This window comes from Rhizobium sp. 'Codium 1', from assembly GCF_020889605.1.
GTDB classification, from domain to species: Bacteria; Pseudomonadota; Alphaproteobacteria; order Rhizobiales; family Rhizobiaceae; genus Allorhizobium; species Allorhizobium algae.
This window is the reverse complement of the sequence record NZ_JAJGPW010000002.1, coordinates 356,797-378,015: the sequence shown is the minus strand read 5'-3', so window position 1 is coordinate 378,015 and position 21,219 is coordinate 356,797. Positions and strand designations below refer to the sequence as shown.

21 protein-coding genes are annotated in these 21,219 nt (G+C 61.5%); 13 read left to right on the top strand and 8 right to left on the bottom strand.

The features are described 5' to 3' along the window. Positions 1-41 precede the first annotated feature (41 nt). Positions 42-1,070, bottom strand: a complete 1,029-nt coding sequence (locus tag LJE98_RS06980) for an RluA family pseudouridine synthase (RefSeq protein WP_229574441.1) — start codon at positions 1,068-1,070, stop codon at positions 42-44. Positions 1,071-1,241: 171 nt separating this feature from the next. Between LJE98_RS06980 and LJE98_RS06975 the strand changes: the two genes are divergently transcribed. After that, positions 1,242-1,634: a hypothetical protein gene (locus LJE98_RS06975; RefSeq protein WP_229574440.1), complete on the top strand. Its 393-nt coding sequence runs from the start codon at positions 1,242-1,244 to the stop codon at positions 1,632-1,634. Between the two features lie 7 nt (positions 1,635-1,641). Continuing rightward, positions 1,642-2,475 (top strand): TrmH family RNA methyltransferase, encoded by an 834-nt coding sequence (locus LJE98_RS06970; protein ID WP_229574439.1) that lies wholly within the window; start codon positions 1,642-1,644, stop codon positions 2,473-2,475. 24 nt (positions 2,476-2,499) lie between these two features. Here the strand turns inward: LJE98_RS06970 and LJE98_RS06965 are convergent, their stop codons facing one another. Beyond that, entirely contained in the window at positions 2,500-3,636 is a 1,137-nt protein-coding gene (locus LJE98_RS06965) for a hypothetical protein (RefSeq protein ID WP_229574438.1), read from the bottom strand. Positions 3,637-3,835: 199 nt separating this feature from the next. Continuing rightward, positions 3,836-4,360, bottom strand: a complete 525-nt coding sequence (locus LJE98_RS06960) for a DUF1134 domain-containing protein (RefSeq protein ID WP_370660356.1) — start codon at positions 4,358-4,360, stop codon at positions 3,836-3,838. Positions 4,361-4,612: 252 nt separating this feature from the next. Here LJE98_RS06960 and chpT point away from each other — a divergent pair, with 252 nt between their 5' ends. Further along, positions 4,613-5,257, top strand: a complete 645-nt coding sequence (gene chpT / locus LJE98_RS06955; RefSeq protein ID WP_229574436.1) for a histidine phosphotransferase ChpT — start codon at positions 4,613-4,615, stop codon at positions 5,255-5,257. Positions 5,258-5,369: 112 nt separating this feature from the next. Continuing rightward, entirely contained in the window at positions 5,370-5,732 is a 363-nt protein-coding gene (locus LJE98_RS06950) for a response regulator (RefSeq protein WP_229574435.1), read from the top strand. Positions 5,733-5,881: 149 nt separating this feature from the next. On the opposite strand, the gene ctrA is transcribed toward LJE98_RS06950, so the two are convergent. Then, positions 5,882-6,583, bottom strand: coding sequence for a response regulator transcription factor CtrA (gene ctrA, locus LJE98_RS06945; RefSeq protein ID WP_006725856.1), 702 nt, complete (start codon positions 6,581-6,583; stop codon positions 5,882-5,884). Positions 6,584-7,018: 435 nt separating this feature from the next. Between ctrA and LJE98_RS06940 the strand changes: the two genes are divergently transcribed. Further along, entirely contained in the window at positions 7,019-7,369 is a 351-nt protein-coding gene (locus LJE98_RS06940; RefSeq protein ID WP_102018277.1) for a flagellar export protein FliJ, read from the top strand. Between the two features lie 98 nt (positions 7,370-7,467). Here LJE98_RS06940 and LJE98_RS06935 read toward each other — a convergent pair whose 3' ends face one another. Then, a complete protein-coding gene (locus LJE98_RS06935; protein ID WP_229574434.1) occupies positions 7,468-7,752 on the bottom strand; it encodes a GNAT family N-acetyltransferase in 285 nt (94 codons plus the stop codon). A 106-nt stretch (positions 7,753-7,858) separates the two neighbouring features. Between LJE98_RS06935 and LJE98_RS06930 the strand changes: the two genes are divergently transcribed. Further along, positions 7,859-8,323, top strand: coding sequence for a paraquat-inducible protein A (locus LJE98_RS06930; RefSeq protein WP_229574433.1), 465 nt, complete (start codon positions 7,859-7,861; stop codon positions 8,321-8,323). An 87-nt stretch (positions 8,324-8,410) separates the two neighbouring features. On the opposite strand, the gene LJE98_RS06925 is transcribed toward LJE98_RS06930, so the two are convergent. After that, a complete protein-coding gene (locus LJE98_RS06925) occupies positions 8,411-8,686 on the bottom strand; it encodes a DUF1153 domain-containing protein (protein WP_006725852.1) in 276 nt (91 codons plus the stop codon). 405 nt (positions 8,687-9,091) lie between these two features. Here LJE98_RS06925 and LJE98_RS06920 point away from each other — a divergent pair, with 405 nt between their 5' ends. Further along, positions 9,092-9,832, top strand: coding sequence for a LuxR C-terminal-related transcriptional regulator (locus LJE98_RS06920; protein ID WP_229574432.1), 741 nt, complete (start codon positions 9,092-9,094; stop codon positions 9,830-9,832). A 73-nt stretch (positions 9,833-9,905) separates the two neighbouring features. Here LJE98_RS06920 and LJE98_RS06915 read toward each other — a convergent pair whose 3' ends face one another. Together LJE98_RS06915 and cysQ are read right to left on the bottom strand one after the other, a co-directional pair. Next, positions 9,906-10,931 (bottom strand): DUF2793 domain-containing protein, encoded by a 1,026-nt coding sequence (locus LJE98_RS06915; protein WP_229574431.1) that lies wholly within the window; start codon positions 10,929-10,931, stop codon positions 9,906-9,908. Between the two features lie 124 nt (positions 10,932-11,055). Further along, positions 11,056-11,883 carry a 3'(2'),5'-bisphosphate nucleotidase CysQ gene (gene cysQ / locus LJE98_RS06910; protein WP_229574430.1) on the bottom strand — a complete coding sequence of 276 codons (828 nt, stop codon included), beginning with the start codon at positions 11,881-11,883 and terminating at the stop codon, positions 11,056-11,058. 195 nt (positions 11,884-12,078) lie between these two features. On the opposite strand from cysQ, the gene LJE98_RS06905 reads away from it, so the two are divergent. The 6 genes from LJE98_RS06905 to LJE98_RS06880 all read left to right on the top strand — a co-directional run bounded on the left by LJE98_RS06905 (position 12,079) and on the right by LJE98_RS06880 (position 20,966). Beyond that, positions 12,079-13,332, top strand: a complete 1,254-nt coding sequence (locus LJE98_RS06905) for a sarcosine oxidase subunit beta family protein (protein WP_229574429.1) — start codon at positions 12,079-12,081, stop codon at positions 13,330-13,332. A 10-nt stretch (positions 13,333-13,342) separates the two neighbouring features. Continuing rightward, entirely contained in the window at positions 13,343-13,624 is a 282-nt protein-coding gene (locus LJE98_RS06900) for a sarcosine oxidase subunit delta (protein WP_229574428.1), read from the top strand. Continuing rightward, positions 13,621-16,578, top strand: a complete 2,958-nt coding sequence (locus LJE98_RS06895) for a sarcosine oxidase subunit alpha family protein (protein WP_229574427.1) — start codon at positions 13,621-13,623, stop codon at positions 16,576-16,578. The genes LJE98_RS06900 and LJE98_RS06895 overlap by 4 nt, the downstream gene beginning before the upstream one ends. A 10-nt stretch (positions 16,579-16,588) precedes the next feature. Further along, entirely contained in the window at positions 16,589-17,140 is a 552-nt protein-coding gene (locus tag LJE98_RS06890) for a sarcosine oxidase subunit gamma (RefSeq protein WP_229574426.1), read from the top strand. A 77-nt stretch (positions 17,141-17,217) separates the two neighbouring features. After that, positions 17,218-18,354 carry a metallophosphoesterase gene (locus tag LJE98_RS06885; protein ID WP_229574425.1) on the top strand — a complete coding sequence of 379 codons (1,137 nt, stop codon included), beginning with the start codon at positions 17,218-17,220 and terminating at the stop codon, positions 18,352-18,354. A 185-nt stretch (positions 18,355-18,539) separates the two neighbouring features. Then, on the top strand, positions 18,540-20,966 hold the full coding sequence (locus LJE98_RS06880; protein ID WP_229574424.1) for a GcvT family protein: 2,427 nt from the start codon (positions 18,540-18,542) through the stop codon (positions 20,964-20,966). Positions 20,967-21,219: the final 253 nt, after the last annotated feature.

Genomic DNA, 21,219 nt, shown 5'->3' with positions numbered 1-21,219 from the left:
GCGTGCAATTCAATTGTGCTTGGTTGTGGCCCCTGGCGGCCTCACATTCCCTTCAGTGCATCGATCACCTTCTGCAGGTCCGCCGGAATCGGTGCCTCGAAGCGCATGGTCTTGCCCGTGGTCGGGTGCTCGAAGGCGAGCAGGTAGGCGTGCAGGGCCTGACGGTGGAACTTGTTCACCGCCCGCTTGGCATCTTCCGGCAACAGGTTTGCCTTGGTCTTGAAGGCTGCGCCATATTCCTGATCGCCAATCAGCGGATTGCCGATATGGGCCATATGGACGCGGATCTGGTGCGTGCGTCCGGTTTCGAGCCGGCATTCGACCAGTGAGGCGAGGCAGGAGGCGTCCGGTTTCTCGCCATAGCGCTCCAGCACGGTGTAATGCGTGATCGCCTCGCGGGCGTCGTCGGTGTCTTCGCGCTTCACCGTACGCTTGGTGCGATCGGCGCCGGAGCGGCCGAGCGCTGCGTCGATCGTGCCGGCGAGCGAGCGGGGACGACCCCAGACCACGGCGCGGTAGGCGCGCTCCAGAGGGCCGGTCCGTCCGTGATCGGCGAACTGCTCGGCGAGGTGGCGGTGGGCGATGTCGTTCTTGGCAACGACCATGACGCCTGACGTATCCTTGTCCAGGCGGTGGACGATACCGGGGCGCTTGACGCCGCCGATGCCGGAGAGCGTGTCGCCGCAGTGGTAGATCAACGCATTGACCAGCGTGCCATGCCAATTGCCGGCGCCCGGATGGACGACCAGGCCCGGCGGCTTGGCGATGACGATCAGATCCTTGTCCTCGTAGAGAACCTCAAGCGGGATGTCCTCGCCCTTCGGCTGCGGGTCTTCCGGCGCCGGCAGGTCGATGACGACGGAGTCGCCCGGCTTGATCTTGCGATTGGGAGAATCGAGCGGTGCGGCGTTCAGCTGAACCGCGCCCTGTTCGATCAGCGCCTTGACGCGATTGCGGGAAAATTCGGCCCCAAGGGCTGCCGTCAGCCAGGCGTCGATGCGGCCTTGGGCATCGCTATCGGCAATCAGCTCTTTCCTTGATGCGGCGGCTTCGTTAAAGGGGTCGGTCATCATGTCATCCCGTTTCACGGTGGCCGATGCTGCGGCCCTGGTTGCTGCCATTTGGCACAGACCGGGCTTTGGGACAATCGACAGCCGGTCGACCCGGCAATTTTCTCCGGATCGTTCGCATCGGAAAAAGTGTCGGGATCAATGCGAACGCAATGGGAAACGACTGCTGCCATGGCGCAAATCGACGACGAAAACCAGGAAGACAAGCCGCTCGATCCGGCGATGGAGAGCGTGCGGCGCAAGATGGTCAAGCTGCAGCTGATCTCCGGCGGCATCATGGCGGTGCTCTTCCTCGCGGTGCTGGTATCGATCTTCTACAAGCTGACGCGCGACGAAGGCGGCGCCGAACCAGTGACGGCGGCTGCACCCTCCTTCGCGGTTCCGTCCGACCAGCCGCTGAGCCTCACCGCCAATCTGCCAGCCGGCTTTCGCGTGGGTCAGACGTCGCTCTCGGGCAGCCAGATGCTGATCTATGGCGAGATGGGATCCGGCGAACGCAAGGCGTTTGTTTTCGATCTCGCGCTCGGCCGGATCATCGCCGACGTCACGCTTGCCGGCGACTGAGGCAGACGTGGAGCCCGGACGCCTCATCGAGATCACGGATCCCGGCGATGTCCGGATCTCTGAGTTCATCTCGATCCGCGAACGCGATCTGACGGGCCGCCAGGGACAGTTCATCGCCGAGGGTACGGTGGTGCTGTCCATGCTCGCCAAGGCGCATGCCGGGGCCGGGCCGGTGAAGGCCGAAAAGCTTCTCCTTCTCAAGAACCGTGTGGCGGGGCTATCGGACCTGCTGGCGCAGTTCTCCGAGGATGTGCCCGTCTATGTGGCTGATGCCGCCGTGCTCGATGCCGTCGTGGGTTTTCACCTGCATCGTGGAGTGCTGGCGCTCGGCAGTCGGACTGCACCACCTGATCTCGCCGCTCTGATCGGAGCCTTGCCCGACGATGCTCTCGTGCTCGTCGGTTGCGGCATCTCCAATCATGACAATATCGGCTCCCTGTTCCGCAATGCCGCCGGCTTCACGGCGGATGCCGTGCTGCTCGACGAGACCTGCTGTGACCCGCTCTACCGCAAGGCGCTGCGCGTCTCGGTCGGCTCTGTGCTTGCCGTGCCGTATGCGCGGCAGGGCGCGGCACAGGACGTGCTTGGATCGCTGGCTGAAGCAGGATTCGAAATCTGGGCGCTGTCGCCCGCCGGCACTGTCGAGATCGACACCATCACGCCGGGGCGGCGCGTCGCGCTGGTCATGGGCACGGAAGGCGAGGGGCTTCCCCCTGTTATCCTCGATCATTTCCTGTCCGCCCGCATCGCACAGGCGCCGGGATTGGACAGTCTGAATGTCGGGACGGCGAGTGGAATTGCACTCTACAATATCGCACGTGCCATGGGCAGGCTCGGCTGACCTAGGGTTGAGCGGCGCATCAGCCTATTCGGCGGGGCTCGCCATGCCGGTTCCGCGGCCGATCGACGGCTCGATCTTGAGCACCCGATCGACGAGGCTTTTCGGCTTCTCGAGCGCTTTGGGTTGCGCAGAGATAATGTCGGCTATGGCCGTCTGATCGGGTTCGCGTGCCGCCGTCAGCACAATCATCTTCGCGGCGATATCGCCCAACTCCTCGCGCAGGGCGTCGTCCTCGGTCGAGGCCTTTGCCATTAGCAGGCGTTCAGTCAGGGCCGTCTGACTGCGCCGGATGTCGTTTTCCAAGGCGATCGGATCCAGGGCGAGGTTGGAATTGGCAATCTCTTCGTCAACCATGGACAGATCCTTCGTCTCGGGCAAGGCGAGACCAGCTTCCCTCAGAACCCGCTGAGCATTGCGCAGCTGTGCCGTAGCGGCCTTGAGCTTGCCGCGAAGCTCCGTGAGTTCGCGCGTCCGGCGTTCGAGCAGCGAACCCGCATCGGCGCGGTCGGCCGCACCCCGCGCAAGGATGTCCTCCAGCCGCAGCACCTTGTGCTCTTCCTGGGTGAGGCGCAACTCGGCATCTTTTGCGCGCTTGCCGAGAAGCTTGCTCTCGCGGCGCAGTTCCTCGCGCTCGTCGCGCATATCCTGAATGCGTGTCTTCAGCGTGTCGATCTCGGTGTCCCGGCTCATCGCCTCGATGCGCATCGTGTCCATGTCGCTCATCAGGCGCGCGATCCTGTGGGCGCGAACCTCAAGCTCCATATCCTTGGCGGCGGCCGAGATTTCGACGCGCTTCAGCGTCTCGCGAATCGAGGTGATTTCGACATCGCCACGGCGGAGCCTCGAGCGCAGGTCGGCGGCTTCCGTGCTCATCTCCTCGATCTGGTTCTTGAGCTCCTTGCTGTCGGACACGAGACGCGCAGCTTCGCTGCTCAGGGCCTCGTTCTGCAGCTTGATGCCGATCGATTTTTCGCGCTCGCGGGTCAGTTCATGCTGGGTGCGGGCATTCTCGGCGGCGTAGACAGCGCGCACCATGTCCTTCTGGGCGCGAATCTCCTGTGGGCTGAGCGGCATGGTCGCCTTCAGCCGGTTCTCCGTATAGACCACAATTCGCTGATGCACCGCCGGGGCGACAAGCATCACCAGCAGCGCCGCCGCCATAAATCCCAGTCCAAAAATCAGGGCGTATTCAATCACGGTCTGGCCACTGCACTCGGTAAGAATTAGCAGATAGTTAAGCATGCAGACGGCGGCCGGGCAAGCAGAAGGGCTCGCAGGGCCGCGTCCATCAACGAATATGGCTAACGTCAGACCAGAATGAGCTTGCGTGAGCCTGAGGGAGCTGCGCTCCCCCGGAACGTCAGAAGGGGTTCCAGGTCGGGGAGCGGGTCAGCTTGAGGTAGCCGACATTGACGCCCAGCCGTGCGCCAATGCCCGTGCGGATCGGCACGAGGATCACATCGCGGCTCTTCAGCACCGTCATGCCGACGCCGGCAACGATATAGGCAGAGCCACTGACGCCGCCATAGCGCGCATAGAGCGTGTCGACATCCGGCAGATCGTAGACCAGCATCATGGCCCGTGTGCCGTTGCCGCCATAGTCTATGCCGAGTGACGGGCCCTGCCAGAAGACATCATGCTGCCCGACATTTTTGGTGTAGAGCATGCCTTCGCCATAGGTGAGGCCGGCGATCAGGGCGCCCGAGCCTTCCTGCCCGAGGATATAGCCGTTGGGCAGGCCATGTTGCTGGAAGGCCTGCTCGATCACCTTGGCCAGCGCGCCGCTCGTTTCGCCGAAGAAGCCATGGCCGGCATCGACCACTTCCTGAATTGTGTATTCGCCTGCGGCTTCGGCCGGGCGCTGTGTCATGACGACACTGAGCATCGCCAAAACGGCCAGGGCCATGGCCTTGAGAGACGGCATGGAGCGGTGGGACAGGTGATGCATGGTGCCTCCTGAATGCGAAGCCGACGGATTCGGCGTCTTCCTTGGGGGTAATTAAACCTAGCGAGCATCGTCTTAATAATCGGTTTACCAAATATGGTGTCATTATGACCGAACGGCATCCGACCAAGTCGCGCCTGCGGACCTGGGTCCGTTTGTTGCGCTGAGGGTCCACATCTTCTGGAGACGATCATGGCGAAGAATCCCAACCTCACGCTCGCAGGTCCCGACCTCGCGGCGCTGCTATGCAGCCGCGTCTGCCACGACGTCATCTCGCCGGTCGGTGCGATCAACAACGGCCTGGAACTGCTCGACGAGGGCGGCGCCGATGCCGATGCCATGGATCTCATCCGCACCAGCGCCCTGAATGCTTCGGTCCGGCTGAAGTTTGCCCGGCTCGCCTTCGGCGCCTCCGGATCGGTCGGCGCCTCGATCGATACGGGTGAAGCCGAGAAGGCCGCCAAGGATTTCGCCATTGCCGAAAAGAAGACAGAGGTCACCTGGAGCGGACCGCGTGCGATCATCGCGAAGAACCGGGTGAAGCTGCTGCTTAACCTCTTCCTGGTCGCCTACGGCGCCATTCCGCGCGGCGGCTCGCTCGACATCTCGCTGGAAAATCCCGAGACCGACGCGAAGTTCAAGATCGTCGCCAAGGGACGCATGCTGCGGGTGCCGCCGAAGTATCAGGAGATCCTCTCCGGCAACCTCGAAGAGGCCGTCGACGCCCATACGATCCAGCCCTATTACACCATTCTTCTTGCCGACGAATGCGGCATGGAGCTGAAATGCCTGCCGAGCGAAGGCGAGATCGCTTTCACAGCGGAAGTCATGTCCTGAGCCGTCCCGATTCGGGACGGTGAGGCGATGCAACCGGTAACCTTTCCTTAGGCGAGGCTCCGTATGCTGGCCAATACAATGATATCCCCATTCGAGGGGAGGGGAGTTGACCATGAAGCGCTTGATGATCGCAGACGGTTCCGACATCGTTCGCAAGGTCGGCAAGAGGATCCTGTCGGAGCTTGGCTATCAGGTTTCGGAGGCTGCTTCCGGGCGTGAAGGCCTCACGCGCTGCGAGCGGGAGCTTCCCGACGTCATGATCGTCGATGCGGGCATGGCTGACGCTCTCGATCTGATCTCCAACGTCCGTGCCCTTCCCGATGGCAAGGCCGTCAAGATCTACTATTGCGTTGTCGAAGCCGAGCTGAAGGTGATGATGGCCGGCAAGAGAGCCGGAGCAAGCGACTTCCTGCTCAAGCCCTTTGACCGCGAAATCCTGACCAAGACATTCGGCGACAAGGCAATCGCTGCCTGATCGCAATAGAACTGAGAGAAATTCTGGAAGGCGGTGCCATGAGCGCCGCCTTTTTCATGTTCATGGCTCAGGCAGTTGACGGCGGTATGCTCAAAGACAAAAGGCCCGCGTCAGGGACGCGGGCCTTTTGTAAGGAGATCGGAAAAGGCTCAAGCCGTTTCCTGGTATTCCGCGCCATCCGGCTCGCGCAGCACGTAGCCGCGGCCCCAGACAGTCTCGATGTAGTTTGCACCACCGGCCGCATTTGCGAGCTTCTTGCGCAGCTTGCAGATGAAGACGTCGATGATCTTCAGCTCCGGCTCGTCCATGCCGCCATAAAGGTGGTTCAGGAACATTTCCTTGGTCAGTGTCGTACCCTTGCGGAGCGAAAGAAGCTCCAGCATCTGGTATTCCTTGCCCGTCAGGTGGACGCGCTGGCCACCGACTTCGACGGTCTTGGCATCCAGGTTCACGATCAGCTCACCGGTGATGATGATCGACTGGGCATGACCCTTGGAGCGGCGGACGATCGCATGGATGCGGGCAACGAGTTCGTCCTTGTGGAACGGCTTCGTCATGTAGTCGTCGGCGCCAAAGCCGAGGCCCCGGACCTTGTCTTCAATGCCTGCCATGCCGGACAGGATCAGGATCGGCGTCTTCACCTTCGACAGGCGAAGGGTACGCAGTACCTCATAGCCGGACATGTCGGGCAGGTTCAGGTCGAGCAGAATGATATCGTAGTCGTAGAGCTTACCGAGGTCGACACCTTCTTCGCCGAGATCGGTTGTGTAGACGTTGAAGCTCTCGGACTTAAGCATCAGTTCGATGCTCTGCGCCGTCGCGCTATCGTCTTCAATGAGTAGAACCCGCATATTTATCCCCTTTACCGCCGCCGAAAGGTCAAGATGGCCCCCTACGCGATACGGATCCAGTCGTTGCCTGATTTGAAGGCTGCCACCAATTGGTTAACAAATTCTGATTCCCTCTGGCAAGGTGTATCGAATTTATTAAGCAAAGATTTTAGCCTCCTGATTCTTCATGTGTTTTCGGTCATCGCCACACTTGAATCTGCGCCTTAGGGAAACCCCGTAACCGATTCATTTGACTCATCATTGTCACGAGCTTTTTTCGGGCTCTGGCATTTACTGACCCTTAAGTGATCGGGCTTATCATTAACGATGCCCGTAAACGAAAGGTTACCAAAGGTAGCTTTTTGTTAACGCCGAAGACTTTTTTTGGACGAATCGGTGGCGGGCGTGTTGAGTAGCAAGTGTGGCGGGGGGTCTCGCATCACGGGAGTATTGCGTATGAAGTCGCGTGAGAGCCTGGTACGCCTGAAAGGATTTCAGGTTACCGAAAAGCGTCGGCAATTGCAGCAGTTGCAGTCGATGATGTCAGAGTTCGAACGGATGGCGAAGGAGCTCGAAGCTCAGATCGGCATCGAAGAGAAGAAGTCGGGCATCTCTGATCCCAATCATTTCGCCTACCCCACCTTCGCCAAGGCAGCTCGCCAGCGCGCGGACAATCTCCAGGTCTCGATCCGAGAACTGAAGGTCCAGCAGGAAGCAGCAGAACTGGCGTTGGAAGAGGCAGAAGCGGAGTACCAGAAGGCGGCGGCTCTCGAAGAGCGCGATGGCCAGATGCGTGTCCGGGCCTGAGCTGAAACGGTTCAGACTGGTTGTGATTTCCATAAGAAAGGCGGTCGCGGGTTACCCTGCGTCCGCCTTCGTTCGTCTATGGGGCCACTGACCGTGTATTATTGGCGCACGTCGTTCCAATCGGGGTGACGATCCATCTGCGCCTTCATGAAGGGGCAGAGCGGGATGATCTTCCAGCCGCCCTTGCGGGCCGCCTCGACAGCAAATTCCGCGAGTGCCAGCCCGGCACCCTGGCCGCGCATCGCGCCCGGGACCTCGGTGTGATCGATGATGATCAGTGTCGCCGAGGCACGGGAAAAGGTCATGATGGCCGGATCATCAATGCCATCGATTCGTCCGACATAGCGGCCGCCGGAGCCTGCTTCTTCGCTGTTGATCTGCATATCAGCCTCTTGTTGCCGGATTTGATCGCTTCTGATTAACATCCGCCCGCGCCGGCCGGCAACGCGTCTGCGGGTGACGCTGTGTTCGACGGAGAAGAGGAACGGCTTGCTGATCTGGTTGAAGGCGTTTCTTCTCATCGGGGCTTCGATTTCATTCGCCCTCGGCATCAGCCTGCCGCTGATGCGGTTCGAAAGTTTCTACGTTTTCTCGACGGATGCTTCACTGATCGAGGTGGTCGTTTCGCTGTGGGACGGAGGTGATGGTGCGCTTGCGGTCCTGGTGGCGCTGGTTTCCGTCGTCTTTCCGCTCGCCAAGATCCTTCTCGTCGCCGCCGAGGAGATCGCCGGCAGCCAGCCGGCCCGGCCTGACGCGCTGGCGCGGCTTCTGCCGGCTCTGTCGAAGTGGTCGATGATGGACGTTCTTCTGGTGGCGATCGTGATCTTCGCGACAAAAACCAGTGGTCTGGCGGAGGCTTTTACGCAGCCGGGCCTGTGGTTCTATGCCGGCTCCAGCCTTGCCGTCGCGGCTTTGAGTGCCCTTGGACGTCGCGGAGGCATCCAGAAAACATGAAACCGGCAGGCGGGGTGCGCCGTGCCGGTTCAGGATGGGGTCTGGAAAAATTGGCTTGTCGTGCCGGGCCAGCCGGCACCTAATTGATCAATGGCGATACTGCTGAATACGGGTGGTGCGCAGGCCGGGAAGGCCGTGATCATTAATCGAAGACTGCCAGGAGAGGAATTCCTCGACCGTCAGGGTATAGCGCTCGCACGCTTCTTCCAGGCTCAACAGGCCACCACGCACAGCCGCGACAACCTCGGCCTTACGGCGGATCACCCAGCGGCGCGTGTTGGCCGGTGGAAGATCGGCAATCGTCAGGGGGCTGCCATCGGGGCCGATGACATATTTCACTCGTGGGCGGATCATTTCGGTCATTGGACTCTCTATACATACTCAAGACCACACACCCTCATCCTAGGACCGATGCTTTAAAATTTGCCTAAGCGCATTGTAAGCATTTGATAATAATTTCCCCGACCATGCCCCTGACGGGATTCGCCCGAATTGCGGCAACTTGATTAAACTTGCGGCAATTGCATAGGAGTTATGCGTGTAGGGTGACTGGTCCGCTTGCGGCATCTGTGGCATTGTTGTCCCTTCAATGCCAAGGGCGCGGATCGACCTGTCGGTCCAGCGTAAATCTGTCATGCATGGCGGTCCACATATGGACCGCAAGACCGGCGACAGGCCCAGCCGATACCTGTTCCTTCGTGGAACGAAGCAATGTCCATAAACATTCATATCCCGATCGGACGATGCGTCCGGTCGAAAAGGAGTTCTATGTTCAGGCCAACCGATGTGACGCGCAGTCACAGTTTTGGTGACGGTGACGCCGTTTTTCAGAGCGAAGCGCTCTCCACGGGTACGTGGGGACGCGAACTCTTCGCGCTCGGCCGTCAGCACGGTTTCCGACACTGCATGCTCGCCCGCTTTCCCAAGGCGGACAGCCCGGAGTTTTCTGCAAACCTGATCGTCTGCACCTGGCCGGATGAACTGCGACTCGCCTATGAAGCGGCGGAGGTCTATGCCCGAAGCCAGCTTGTTGCGCGCATCAAGAATTCGCTCCTGCCAATCTATACCGAGGACAATCTTTTCCTTGGGACCGCTGGCTCGGAGGCGCGCCAGCCCGTTGCGCCGCATTTCCAGCCATTCGACCTTGGTGGCTCGCTGGCCTACGGCCTGTATGACCGGAACCAGACCCAGTATGTTCTGGTCTTTTCCGGACGGGAGACCGCGCCGGACCGCAAGGAAATCGCGGAACTTCTGCTGAGCGTGATGGAGTTGCTCGATGCCGGCGTCGAGGCACTTGTTCCAAGGCTCGGGCCGAAGGAGAAGCTGTCCGCCCGCGAGGTCGAATGCCTGCGCTGGTCGGCGGCGGGCAAGAGCAGCGACGAAATCGCCATCATTCTCGACATTTCCAGCCATACGGTCGTCAGCTACCTGAAGAGTGCGATGCGCAAGCTTGAGGCGGTCAACCGCATGCAGGCGGTTGCGCGCGCCTGTCGATATCGCCTGCTCTGAGGGCGGACAGATTCCGCATATAATCAAAGGCGCCGCCATCTCAGCGGCGCCTTTGTCGTTCCGGCGTCTGCTTTCACAGCAAGGCCAGACTGATCTCCGTCTTGCCATAACCGAACTCATACTGGGTCGTGCCCTCGTGGCGCAGTGCCACAGTGTCGGTGACATCGAGCCAGACCAGTGCCATCGTGCTGGATGTTCCTGCGCCCCCGATGTGGGTCAGAATATCGGCCGAGCCGTTGCGGCTGACATGCAGCTTATGGCTTCCGATGCTGATCGCAGCGACCGTGAGCGAGACCAGGTAATAGCCTGACGCAGGAACGATCAAGGGATGTCCGTTGCCCGAGGGCAGGGGAGAGCCGAGGGCGATATCGCCGCCCGAGAGGTGCAGGATATCGAAGCCGGTGAAGCTGCCGGCTGCCGGCGTGAGTGTTGCTGGCGCAAGTGAGGCGCGCACAAGCGGCCGCTGGTCGTGGCGGACATAACCTTCCGGCGTGATGCTCACCGCCTGGCGCCAGCCTGTCACGTCGCCATTGACCTTGAGGGAGAATCGGTCTTCGCCCGCAAGTCCCATCTCGGCCCGCCCCTGCCAATTGGACTGGAAGATCAGGCTTGCCGTTTCCGCAATGCTTGATTTGTTGACTGTCAGGCGGTGGCCGCCGCCGGCGTGATTGAACAGGCTCGCGGGTGAGGACAGGGAGAGCCTGTTGTAGCTGTCTGGCGTGGCTGCGATGCCCAGCCGCTCGAACTGGGTTTCCGTCGGCAGCGGCTGCTCGATCCATTCGGCTCCGTTGAAGATCTTCAGCCTTGCTTCGTCGAGGAAGACGGCGGTCCAGCCCGGTCGTGGAGGGATGAAGACCCAGACACCGTCCTGAAAGAGGGCAAGGCTTTCTGCTCTGCCGGTCCAGGCGCCGGTCTCCGGGGCCGTGACCCAATGGATCTGCCCTTCGGCGGGTTCAGCCGGTGGGGTCTGAGCACTTGTCGCAACAACCAGCTGCACCAAGGCATCGAGCCGCTGGAGTGCCTCATTGTGTGTCACATGCTTCTGCGCCTGGGCGGGCAGGATGAAGGGCAAGTCGAGATTGGCTGTGGCGTCGGTCATGGTCTCTCCTTCACGGTTGGGCTGCGAGACGCAGCGCGATGGAAGGAGAAAGTCTGAGGCATGTCGGACGGCGGGGGATGAAAGCCACGTCTCCCCGTTGATTTTCCTTGCCTTTATCTCGAAGTCATCCCCGCTCCTGCGGGTGCCCGGTTGCTATGAAGGCCGGATTCTCGAAGGCGCGGAGGCCCGGCAATCGTTTGCCATAGGTGAGCGGTGCCCCGTCTTCGGTCGATACCATGCCGCCCGCCGCCCGCAGCACGGCGTCGCCGGCAGCCGTATCCCATTCCATCGTGGGTCCGAAGCGGGGATAGATGTCGGCGGCTCCTTCGGCGACGAGGCAGAATTTCAACGAGGATCCGACCGCCTTGCGCTCCAGGATCTCCGCTTTCTTGATATAGGCGTCGGTGGCATCGCAATTGTGGGACCGGGAAACCAGTGCGGAGGGCCTGGCATGTTGCGAGCGCACGGCGATCCCGTGGCGCATGGTGACGCGGCCTTCGGCATCGATTGCAAGTTTCTCGGCCTTGCCTGAACCGCCCAGATAAAGCGTGCCGAGGGCAGGGGCATGGACGACGCCCAGGATGGGCGCACCATATTCGATCAGCGCGATGTTGACGGTGAAATCGTCGTGGCCGCCGATGAATTCGCGGGTGCCGTCGAGTGGGTCGACCAGAATGAAGCGACCGGCGGAAATGTCAGGGATGCGGCCGGCTGCGACTTCTTCCTCCGCGACGACCGGTATGCCGGGCAGATGGCGTGAGAGCGCGTCCAGGATCAGGCGTTCGGCTTTCTCGTCGGCCTCCGTCACAGGCGACCTGTCGCCCTTCAGGCGGACCTCGGCGCCCGCCCTGTAAACGTCGAGGATGACGTGGCCTGCGGCGATCGCGCTGTCCTCAAAGAGTTTCAGAATGTCTGTCTTGTCATGCACCTGCATCGGGCTCCCGAGCGTCATGTCTCCGGTTTACCGCTGTGGCATGCACTTTGGAAGTGCGCGTTGTCGTAGCAAGCCAAACTCGTCTGATGTTTCTGTGCTGCACTGCGACGAAACATGTGGCGCATGTCTCAAACAGCATGGTTTTTGTCCTGATCGCGCTTGCTCTTTATGATGCCTATGCGAATGTGACGCGACATTTGCAGAGGTTGTTCGATGCGTTATTCCGCCCTTTCGATCTTCCGCCAGGCGCTTTCCGGCAACCGGAACTGGGCGCCGATGTGGCGTGAGCCGCAGCCCAAGCCGCATTACGACGTTGTTATCGTCGGTGGTGGCGGGCATGGTCTGGCGACCGCCTACTACCTTGCCAAGGAATTCGGCATTACCAATGTCGCCGTGATCGAGAAGGGCTATCTCGGCGGCGGCAATGTCGGGCGAAACACCACGATCATCCGCTCGAATTACATGCTGGAGGGCAACGAGCCCTTCTACGAGCTGTCGATGAAGCTGTGGGAAGGGCTGGAGCAGGACTTCAACTACAATGCCATGGTTTCGCAGCGTGGTATCGTCAATCTCTTCCACACGGACGGGCAGCGCGACGCCTATGCGCGGCGCGGTAATGCGATGATGATGCATGGGGTCGCTGCCGAACTGCTCGACCGCGAGCAGGTGCGCTCGATGATGCCCTATCTCAACTTCGACCATGCCCGTTTCCCCATCCTCGGTGGCCTCCTGCAAAAGCGCGGCGGCACGGCGCGCCATGATGCCGTTGCCTGGGGCTATGGGCGCGGGGCGGACGAGCGTGGTGTCGATCTGATCCAGCATTGCGAAGTGACCGGCATCCGACGCGATGAACTCGGGCAAGTGACCGGCGTCGAGACGACAAAGGGCTTCATCGGCTGCAACAAGCTGGCAATGGCGACCGCCGGCCACACCTCCGTCACCGGCAAGATGGCGGGCCTCGACCTCCCGATCGAAACTCATGTGTTGCAGGCCTTCGTGTCGGAAGGCATCAAGCCCGTCATCGACAATGTCATCACCTATGGCGCAGGACACTTCTATATCTCGCAGTCCGACAAGGGCGGCTTGGTCTTCGGCGCCGATATCGATTACTATTCCTCCTATGCCCAGCGCGGCAATCTCGCGACCGTCGAGCATACGATCGAGGAGGGCGTGTCGTTGATCCCCGGCCTGTCGCGGGTTCGCGTGCTGCGGGCCTGGGGTGGTGCCATGGACATGTCGATGGATGGCTCGCCGATCATTGATCGCACGCCGATCGACAATCTCTACCTGAATTGCGGCTGGTGCTACGGGGGGTTCAAGGCGACGCCGGCGTCGGGCTTCTGCTTTGCGCATCTGATCGCCAAGAACGAGGCCCATCCCGTGGCCCGCCTCTTGCGCCTTGATCGCTTCGAACGCGGCTTTGCCGTCGACGAAGGCGGCAAGGGTCCACAACCGAACCTGCATTGAGACAATCGCCATGGCAAGCCTGATCACCTGTCCGCATTGCGGCGTCCGTCCCAAGGAAGAGTTCAGCATTCGTGGCGATGCGAGCCCGGTCCGTCCGGCGCCCGGTGCGCCTGACAATGCCTGGAACGCTTACGTCTTCCTCCGCGATAATCCGAAGGGCCGGATCATGGAGCACTGGCACCACTCGGCCGGCTGCCGCCGCTGGCTGGTGGTCGAGCGGGACAATGCCGCGAGCCACGAGGTCTATAGTGTCACCGACGCGAGCGGATACGCCAAGGAGGCCGCGCGATGACCGGTTATCGCCTCTCATCCGGCGGGCTCGTCAACCGCGCCCGCACCCTCTCTTTCTCGTTCGATGGCCAGACTTACACGGGCTATGAAGGCGATACGCTGGCCTCTGCCTTGATCGCCAATGACCAGATGCTGGTCGGGCGGTCGTTCAAGTATCACCGCCCGCGCGGTATCGTGACGGCGGGTTCGGCGGAACCGAATGCGCTCGTCACGATCGGCAAGGACGGTCGCACGGAGCCCAATACGCGGGCCACTGTCGCCGAGCTCTATCAGGGGCTCGAGGCCCACAGCCAGAACCGCTGGCCGTCGCTGAAATACGATATCGGCTCGGTCAACAGCCTGCTGTCGCCATTTCTCTCGGCCGGCTTCTACTACAAGACCTTCATGTGGCCGAAAGCCTTCTGGGAGAAGCTCTACGAGCCGATCATCCGCAAGGCGGCCGGCCTCGGCAAGACGCCGTTCCTGCCGGATCCCGATCGCTACGAAAAGGCCTGGGCGCATTGCGACCTGCTGGTGATCGGGGCAGGCCCCGCCGGTCTGATGGCGGCGCGGGCTGCGGCCCGGGCTGGTCTTCGGGTCATCCTGGCGGATGAAGGTTTCGTGCTGGGCGGTTCGCTGCTGTCAGAGCGCGTCACTGTCGGCGGCGTGCCGGCCGCCGACTATGCGGCCTCCGTCGTCGCGGAAATGAAGAGCCTTTCCAATGTCACGCTGATGCCGCGCACCACTGTGTTCGGCTGGTATGACGACAATGTCTTCGGTGCCGTCGAAAAGGTTCAGAAGCATGTTGCGCAGCCAACCAGCGAGCTTCCGGTCGAGCGTGTCTGGCGCATCGTCGCCAAGCGGGCGATCCTGGCTTCCGGTGCGGAAGAGCGGCCGCTGGTCTTCGGCGGGAATGACAGACCGGGTGTGATGACGTCGGGTGCCGTCAGCACCTATCTTAACCGCTATGGCGTGGCCGCCGGCCAGAATGTCGCCATCTTCACCAATGGCGGTGCGGGCTATCGCACGGCCGCCGATCTGGTCTCCGCCGGTGTTGGCGTTGCCGCCATCATCGACGGGCGTGCCCAGTCTTCGGATGTTGCGCCCGCTGGCGTGCGGATTATCTCCGGTGGGGCCGTCGTCGACACCAAGGGTTATCACCGGATCAAGGGCCTGCTCGTCGAGCGCATGGGCCATCAGGAAGACATTGCCTGCGATGCGCTGGCCATGAGCGGCGGCTACAGCCCAATCGTCCATCTCGCCTGCCAGCGCGGCGCCAAGCCTGTCTGGTCCGACGAACATCAGGCCTTTCTTGCCCCCGATGTCGGCCAGGGGCTGCGAATTGCCGGCGCCGCTGCCGGGCTTGCTTCGCTTGCCGCTGTGCTGCGCGACGGAGCGGAGAAGGCGCATGAGGCGGTTGGTGATCTCGGTCGCCTTGTCGGTACGGTCGACGTGCCTGAAGTCGAGGGCGAATACGACGCTGCCTTCGCGCCGCTCTGGTATGTGCCCGGGGCGAAGGCAAAAGCCTTTGTCGATTTCCAGAACGATGTGCATGTGAAGGACCTGGGCCTTGCCCAGCGCGAGGCCATGGGCCATGTCGAGCACACCAAGCGCTACACGACCGGCGGCATGGCGACCGACCAGGGCAAGCTCGGCAATGTCGCGACCATCGGCATCATGGCCGGCATGCGCGGCGTTTCACCGGCCGAGATTGGCACCACGACCTTCCGTCCCTTCTACACGCCCGTCTCCTTCGGGGCGATGGCGGGTACCTCGCGCGGAGAACACTCGCGGCCCGTGCGCACCTCGCCGCTGCATGGCTGGGCGAAGCGCAACGGTGCGGTCTTCGTCGAATCCGGCCTCTGGTACCGCTCCTCCTGGTTCCCGCGTGATGGCGAAAAGACATGGCGCGAGGCGGTCGACCGGGAAGTGCTGAATGTCAGGGCCAATGCCGGGATCTGCGATGTCTCGACGCTCGGCAAGATCGAGATCTTCGGCAAGGACGCGGCTGAATTCCTCAATCGCATCTATTCCAACGCCTTCCTCAAGCTTCCCGTCGGCAAGGCCCGTTACGGGCTGATGCTGCGCGAAGACGGCATGATCTACGACGACGGCACGACGAGCCGGCTGTCGGACGAGCATTTCTTCATGACCACAACGACGGCCTATGCCGGCGAGGTGATGACGCATCTGGAATTCTGCTCACAGGTTCTCTGGCCGGATCTCGACGTTCGTTTCGTCTCCTCCAGCGATCAGTGGGCGCAAATGTCGGTTGCGGGTCCCAAGGCGCGGATCATCCTCGAACAGATCATCGAAGACGATATCTCCGACGAAGCCTTCCCCTTCCTCTCGGCCCGCGAAGTGCTGCTCAAGGGGGGCTTGAAGGCGCGGCTGTTCCGCATTTCCTTCTCCGGTGAACTCGCCTTCGAAGTGGCAGTGCCGGCCAATACCGGCGAAGCCGTCGCCGATGCGATCATGGCGGCCGGCAAGGCCCATGGCATCTGCGCCTATGGTGTCGAGGCGCTCAACGTGTTGCGAATCGAAAAGGGTTTCATCACGCACAGCGAAATCGACGGCCGCACGACGCCCGACGATGTGGGCCTGGGGAAAATGCTCTCGACGCAAAAGCCCGACTTCATCGGCAAACGCCTGTCGAGCCGCTTTGGCCTCACCGCCGCCGACCGTCCGCAACTCGTCGGGTTGAAGCCTGTCGACCATGACAAGGAGTTCAAGGCGGGTGCGCATCTGCTGAAAGAGAACGTCAAGCCGTCGACGCTCAATGACCAGGGTTGGGTCTCCTCCGTCTGCCATTCGCCGACACTCGGGCATATGATCGGTCTCGCCTTCCTCAAATCCGGCCGCGAGCGACTGGGCGAGAAGATTGTCGTCTGGGACGGCCTGCGGGGCGGGGAGGTGATGGCCGAGGTCGTCAGCCCGGTCTTCTACGACCCCGACAACAAGAAACTGAACCTGTGAGGATCCGACCATGCCGGTGACCTTTACCGCCCGTCACGTGCTCGAGGACCACATTTCCGGTTTCGAAGCGACGCCCAATCCCCATCATCTTGCGATCCTGCGTTCGCCGGTCGTCTTCTCGGTGCTGGCCCATGCCGGCCACGAAAGCGATGTCGAGGAGGCGCTGGACAATCTTGAGGACGTGCATGTCCGCGTCTGCGGCCCCGGCGAATGGCTTGTCGTCAGTGAGACCGTTCCGGCCGATACGATTGCCCGCCAGCTCGCGGATCTCGGGGCTGCCGGTGCCTCCTTCGTCGACCAGAGCGACGGCCGCGTGGTGCTGCGCATTCAGGGCCCGAAGGTCCGGGCGATCCTTGCCAAATGCATGGCACTCGACCTGCATTCCGACCTCTTCGAAATCGGCCAGTCGACCAATTGCCAGATCTGCCATGTCGCCGCCAACCTTGCCCGCACGGGCCACGATGCGTTCGAAATCACTGTCATGCGCAGCTTTGCCGGCTTCCTGTTCGACGAGGTCTGCGCGATGGGCCGGGAGTTTGCGCTGACGGCGGGGTTCGCGTGAGCGCCTGACCGTGTATTCTTCGCAGTGAATTGCGGGGACCGTTTCGGCGTTCGCCGCGCAAAGGATCCCGCCCCCGCATGTTTCATCTGATGTTTTCGCTGCCATGGCTCATCGTGGCAACCCGCTTCATCGCCCCCTTGCCGTGGCCGTGGTGGGCGAAGCTCTCGCTCGCCGTCTTCCTGCTGTTTGCCTCGCAATATCACCTGTTCAGCCGGTTCACGTCAGGATCAGTCTTTGCGCCGGAATTTCCTCGACCACTGGTGATTGCCTTCAATCTGTTCTTCGGCGCCATCGTGCTGCTGGCGGCCATGCAGGTGATCCTCGATCTGCTGGGTATCCTGATCTTTGCCGTCACCTGGTCGTTTCCGGTCGTGCCGCCTGAGGTGCGCTACACGATGGGGATCGCCGCGCTGTTGCTCGCAAGCTTCGGCATCAGCCAAGCGATCCGCGTGCCGAAGGTGAAGCGCATCGAGGTTGAGATCCCCGGTCTTGCGCCTGATCTGGACGGCTATCGGATGGTGCAACTGACCGACATGCATATCAGCCGGCTGTTTACGGCCGCCTGGGCAATGGCCGTCGTCGAGAAGACCAATGCGCTTAATGCCGATCTGATCGTCATCACCGGCGATCTGATTGATGGAAGTCTCGACATCCGGCGCGACGACATTGCGCCACTGGCGGGCCTCAAGGCCCGTCACGGCGTGCTGACGGTGCCGGGCAATCACGAATATTTCTTCGATGTCGACCGTTGGCTGGCACATTTCCCAGAACTCAACATGCGGATCCTTGCGAATGACCATGCGGTCATCGAGCGCGGCGAGGGCCGGCTTGTGATTGCCGGTGTGACCGATCTTTCGGCGCGGTTTAGCGGCGCTGTCGAGCCCGATCTGGAAAGGGCGCTTCATGGTGCGCCAGCCTCTGCCCCCGTCATCCTTCTCGACCACCAGCCGCATATGGCACAGCGGGCCGCGAAGAGGGGCGTTGCGCTGCAGCTTTCGGGCCATACCCATGGCGGCATGGTGCGCGGTCTCGACCGGCTCGTCGCCCGGGCAAACAATGGCTATGTTTCCGGCTTCTACCAGGTCGGAGACATGAAGCTCTACGTCAGCAACGGCACGGGGCTCTGGCCGGGCTTTGCGCTCAGGATCGGTGTGCCGGCAGAGCTGACCGAGTTTACGCTGCGGTCGGCGGCGCAGAACCCTCGCCAGACCTGACTTGCTGACTTGGCCGTTCGAAGGGGCCCTGGTTACAGGCGCCCCGGCCGTGGCTGTGACACGCCGCCCAGAGAACACTTGGTGTTATCGATGCGACATGTTTCGTCGCAGCATGGTCTTCTGGCTTTCACGTGCGCAATCTAGCTTTGTCGCATCAATGTTTGCCGCCAAGGAGAGCGTTTTCCATGAAGAGCCATGCGCGTGTCGTCGTTATCGGCGGGGGTGTCGTCGGATGTTCGGTCCTGTACCACCTGACCAAGTTCGGCTGGACCGACGTGGTGTTGCTCGAGCGTTCGGAGCTCACCTCCGGCTCGACCTGGCATGCGGCCGGCGGCATGCACACGATCAACGGCGATCCGAACGTCGCCAAGCTGCAGAAATATACGGTCGAGCTCTACAAGGAGATCGAGGAATATTCCGGCCAGGACATCGGGTTGCACATGACATCCGGCCTGATGCTGGCCGCCACCAAGGAGCGTTTCGACTGGATGAAGTCGCTCTTGGCAAAAGGCAAGTATGCCGGCGGTGAAGCGACGCTCATTTCGGCGCAGGAAGCCTATGAAATGATGCCGCTCCTGGATCCGAAGCAGTTCGTCGGCGCCGTCTTCGATCCGCATGAGGGTCATCTCGATCCCTACGGCACGACGCATGCCTATGCGAAGTCGGCCAAGAAGAATGGTGCGGACATCTACCTGCACACCAAGGTCGAGGATCTGGTGCAGCTGGAAGACGGCACATGGCGGGTGATCACCGACAAGGGGGAGATCCGGTGCGAGCATGTTGTCAATGCTGCCGGCCTCTGGGCGCGCGAAGTGGGCCGCATGGTCGGGCTGGAACTGCCCGTGCTCGCCATGGAGCATATGTATCTGATCACCGAGGACATGCCCGAGGTCGTCGAGTTCAACAAGACGACGGGCAAGGAACTGATGCACTGCGTTGACTTCGACGGCGAGATCTATATCCGCCAGGAGCGCAACGGCATGCTGATGGGCACCTATGAAAAGGACTGCCGCCCCTGGTCGCCGATCGAGACGCCGTGGACCTTTGGCCATGAATTGCTGGCCGAAGACCTGGAGCGCATCACCACCGAACTCGAAATCGGTTTCCGGCATTTCCCGGCCTTCAACAATGCCGGCATCAAGAAGATCATCAACGGCCCCTTCACCTTCTCGCCAGATGGCAACCCGCTCGTGGGGCCGGTGCGCGGCATGACCAATTACTGGTCGGCCTGCGCAGTGATGGCCGGCTTCAGCCAGGGGGGCGGCGTGGGGCTGGCGCTTGCCAACTGGATCATCGAAGGCGATCCGGGCTTCGATGTCTTTGCCATGGATGTCTGCCGCTACGGCGATTACGCGACGCTCGCCTATACCAATGCCAAGGTGCGCGAAAACTATTCCCGCCGCTTCTCGATCCGCTATCCGAACGAGGAGCTGCCGGGTGCGCGTCCGCTGCTCACCACGCCGATCTATGACAAGCTCAAGAGCGCGGGCGCCGTATTTGGGGCGTCTTACGGCCTGGAGACGGCGCTCTGGTTTGCGCCTGAAGGTGTCGAGGATGCCTTTTCGTGGCGCCGTTCGACCGACTTCGAAGCTGTCGGTCGCGAGGCCAAGGCCGTTCGCGAGAGCGTCGGCCTGATGGAAACCTCCGGCTTCGCCAAGTACATGGTGAGCGGGGAGGGGGCTCGCAGCTGGCTCGACCATATGCTCGCCTGCACATTGCCGGAGGTCGGGCGCATGGCGCTTGCACCAATGCTCAACGAGGCCGGCAAGCTGATCGGCGACTTTACGGTCGCCAATCTCGATGACGAAGATTTCCTCGTGATCGGCTCGGGCATCGCCGAGGATTACCACATGCGCTGGTTCGAAACCCACCTGCCCGATGACGGCTCGGTGGATATCGAGGCGCTGAACCTCAACCTCGTGGGCCTGTCGATCGCCGGGCCAAAGTCACGCGATGTGATCTCCAAGCTCACCCATCTCGACATGTCCGACGCGGCTCTGCCCTTTATGGCGATCCGTGAGATGGATCTCGGCATGGCACCGGTCATTCTGGGCCGTGTCAGCTATACCGGCGATCTCGGCTATGAGATCTGGATGCGACCCGAATACCAGCGCTATGTCTTCGACACGCTGATGGAGGCCGGTGCGGAGTTCGGCATCTCGCTCTTCGGGCTGAGGGCGCTCAATGCGCTGCGACTGGAGAAGAGCTTCGGTAGCTGGTCACGCGAATACCGTCCGCTTTACGGGCCTCTCGAAGCCGGGCTCTCGCGTTTCGTGGCGCTCAAGAAGGAGGCGAGTTTCGTCGGCAAGCAGGCGGCGCTCGAAGAAAAGCTGTCGGGCGGGACGCTTCGCCTGCGCACCTTCATCATCCAGGCGAAGGATGCCGACGTCATCGGCGACGAGCCGATCTCGTACAATGGCGAGGTTCGGGGCTGGGTCACGTCCGGTGGCTTCGCCCATCCGAGCGGCGTGTCTGTCGCCCTCGGTTATGTTCCCAAGGAGATTGCCGACGAAATGGAGGGGTGGGGCGTGGAAATTCTTGGGGAAATCCTGCCCGCCCGGCTGCAGCCTCTGTCGCTTTTCGACGCGAATGGGTCGCGAATGAGAAGCTGATCTGTTTTTCGCAAAAATGGGCTTGCATTAGTTCCATCGCAACGACGGCGGGTCGCCCAAGGCGACCTGCTGATTTCGTGGGCTTTTTCTGCTGCTTTTTTGTGTCGCCTGTTGAATCCGGGGTCAACTGCCTCGTTAACAGTAACATTTTGTCCCCGATCCGCCTTTTTGGCTTCACATTTTCGGACAAAACGATATGGAATCCTCCAACGCCTACGCCCGCAAGGGACAACAAAATGAGACGCAACAAACA